Here is a 3,066-nt window from a genome sequence, read left to right as displayed (position 1 = left end):
GAGCTATCTGCGGAGCAGGTTATTTCACAGCAAGGAGACAGTCGCATGTCTATTTCCCGCCGCCAGTTCTTCGTCACCTCCGCCGCCGCCGGTGGCGTCGTGACGCTTCTGCCTTATGCAGCCCTTGCCGCCGCACATACCGGCAACACGTTCGAGACCGATGCCGGCGAGGTCACGGTTCATCCCGTCGATCATGCGTCTTTCGTGATGGAAACTCCGAAGGGCACGATCCATGTGGACCCGGTGGGCGACGCGGAAAACTACGCCGATTTTCCGAAACCCGATCTGATCCTGATCACCCACGAGCACGGCGATCACTACAATGCCGATACGCTGAACGCGCTGATCGGAGAGGATACGCAGCTTCTGACCAACCCGGCGGTCTTTGCCATGCTGCCCGAAGACCTGAAGGCCAAGGCCACAGAGGTCGCCAACGGCGGTACCCATACATGGAACGATCTGATGATCGAGGCGATCCCAGCCTACAACATCACCGAAGACCGCAAGAAGTTTCACCCCGAAGGCCGGGACAACGGATACGTGCTGAATTTCGAGGGCTTCCGGGTCTATGTGTCGGGCGATACCGAAGACACGCCCGAAATGCGCGACCTCAGCAATATCGACCTTGCCTTCGTCTGCATGAACCTGCCGTTCACCATGGATGCCCGGGCGGCGGCTTCCGCAGTGGCGGAGTTCAAACCTACTTACGTCTACCCCTACCATTATCGCGGTCGCGACGGCGGCACCCAGAACCCCGAAGAGTTCGCCAAGATGGTCGGCACGGATGTCGAGGTGAAATTTGGCGATTGGTACGACGAATGAGGTAGGGCAGGGGGGCTGCCCCCACCGGGATTTTAACCCATTTGGAACCCGAACTGCGCTCTTTCAGGACTTATAGGGGTCGAGCGAGCTGCGAAGACCATCGCCTAGGAAATTGAAGGCGAGGACCACGACGATGATGGGGAGCATCGGAATGGCTGTCCACCAGTAGATCTCGATACTTGCGAGGTTCTGCGCGTCGTTCAGCATCACGCCCCAGCTGACCGCGGGGGCCCGCAGGCCGAGGCCCAGGAAAGATAGCGCCGTTTCGCCGAGGATCATCGCGGGGATCGACAATGTGGCACTGGCGATCAGGTGCGACATGAAGTTGGGCAGCATGTGTCGGCGGATCACCCGGCCCGGGCGCGCGCCCATCATTTCCGCGGCGCGCACGTATTCCTCCTCTCGCAGGCTCAGGAACTTGGCACGTACCGCGCGGGCCAGGCCCGGCCAATCGAGCACGCCGAGGATCACGGATATGATGAAAAAGACCGCGACCGGCCCCCAGTTTGACGGGACCGCCGCCGAAAGGGCCAGCCACAGGGGGAGTTCGGGCAGCGAGCGCAGGATTTCGATGGCGCGGTTCACGATCCAGTCCGTCTTGCCGCCGAAATAGCCGGCGATCGCGCCGAAGAAGATCCCGAGTGCGAAAGAGACGGTGATACCGATGATCCCCACCGTCAGCGACAGTTGCGCGCCGTAGAGTATGCGGCTGAAGACATCGCGGCCCAACCTGTCCGACCCCCAGAGGAACACGGTCGCGCCCTCTGGCGCGCAAAACAGGTGGGTGGTGCTGGGTAGAAGTCCGAAGAGCCGGTATTCGGCCCCTTCGCAGAAGAATTCCAGCGGCAGCGGTCGGCTCTCGTCTGTTTCATAGACCCAGCGATAGTTGACCAGGTCCGCGGTGCCGATGGTGGGGTAGACATGCGGTCCGACGAACTCGCCGTCGTGCCAGAACTCGATCGATTGCGGCGGTGCATAGAGGTGGTCGGCATTGCGCTCGTTCGCACCGTAGGGTGCGATGAAACCGGCAATGGGGAGCATGAGGTAACACAAAAGCAGGAACGCGCCGGAAAGGAGCGCCAGCCGGTGGCGGCGAAACTTCCGCCACATCAGCCGGGTCACGGAGGCATCGAGCCGTGGATCGGGCGGGGCGGCGGCGTCGGGCGTATCGGTCCATGGTGTCGTATCGACGAAGCGGTTCGAGGGCTGCGTGCTCATCCCGCGCGGTCTCCGTAACGGATGCGCGGGTCGAGCAATACCAGCAGCAGGTCGGAGATCATCGTGCCGATCAGCGTGAGAAGCGCGACGAACATCAGCACAAAGGCGGCGAGGAACTGATCCTGCGATTTGAGCGCCGCGAGCAGATAGGGCCCGATGGTCTGGAGGCCCAGCACGACCGAGACAAGAACGGAGCCCGACACCATGGCGGGAAGCAGGTTCCCGATATCGGCGACGAAAGGGTTGAACGCCATCCGCAGGGGATATTTCGTCAACATTCGGGCGGGTGACATACCTTTTGCCAGCGCGGTTTCCACATAGGGTTTGCCCAGTTCATCGAGCATGTTCGCGCGCAGACGCTGCATCATGGCGGCGGAACCCGCCGTGCCGATGACGAAGGTGGGCACGATAAGATGCAGCAGGATCGACCGGACCTTTCCCCACGACATCGGCTCCCCTTCGTAGTGGGGGGCCATCAGCCCGCCGATGGGCAGGTCGAAGTATTTGTGCCCGTAGTAAAACAGGATCAGCGCCAGCAGGAAGTTCGGGGTCGCAAGACCGAGGTATCCGACGAAACCGGCAGTATAATCGACCCAGCTTTCGGATCTTGCCGCAGCCAGCACGCCAAGCGGCAGGGCCACGGCATAGACGAAGAGGACCGCCGCCAGATTGACAAGTACGGTAAGCCAAAGGGCATCGCCCACGATTTCGCCAACGGGCCGGTCGAATTCGAATGACCAGCCGAAGTTCCCCTGAAGCAGCCCTGAAAACCCCTGCGGCCCCGGGGCGAAGCCGACCCATATGAGGTATTGGCGCCAGATCGGCTGATCCAGCGCATATTCGTGGCGCAGGAATTCGGCCTTGGCCACGCCCTCGGCCTGCCCGGTGGCGCGCAGTTCGGCGATCTGGTTCGACAGGTAATCGCCGGGGGGCAGGTTGATGATGACGAAGACCAGAACCGAGACCACGCAAAGCGTCAGCAGCATGGTGACGAACCGGTAGGCTGCATATCTGAGGAAGATCATG

3 protein-coding genes are annotated in these 3,066 nt (G+C 61.6%); 1 reads left to right on the top strand and 2 read right to left on the bottom strand.

What is annotated here, in order from left to right; translation table 11 throughout:
• Positions 1-45: 45 nt before the first annotated feature.
• Positions 46-822, top strand: a complete 777-nt coding sequence (locus A3764_RS13645; RefSeq protein WP_067919860.1) for an MBL fold metallo-hydrolase — start codon at positions 46-48, stop codon at positions 820-822.
• Positions 823-885: 63 nt separating this feature from the next.
• Here the strand turns inward: A3764_RS13645 and A3764_RS13640 are convergent, their stop codons facing one another.
• Together A3764_RS13640 and A3764_RS13635 are read right to left on the bottom strand one after the other, a co-directional pair.
• Positions 886-2,040, bottom strand: a complete 1,155-nt coding sequence (locus A3764_RS13640) for an ABC transporter permease (protein ID WP_067919862.1) — start codon at positions 2,038-2,040, stop codon at positions 886-888.
• Entirely contained in the window at positions 2,037-3,065 is a 1,029-nt protein-coding gene (locus tag A3764_RS13635; RefSeq protein ID WP_067951673.1) for an ABC transporter permease, read from the bottom strand. The genes A3764_RS13640 and A3764_RS13635 overlap by 4 nt, the downstream gene beginning before the upstream one ends.
• Position 3,066: the final 1 nt, after the last annotated feature.

This window comes from Sulfitobacter sp. HI0129 (assembly GCF_001635395.1).
Classification (GTDB): domain Bacteria; phylum Pseudomonadota; class Alphaproteobacteria; order Rhodobacterales; family Rhodobacteraceae; genus Sulfitobacter.
The sequence above is the reverse complement of the archived record's forward strand: the minus strand, read 5'-3'. Positions and strand labels throughout refer to the sequence as shown.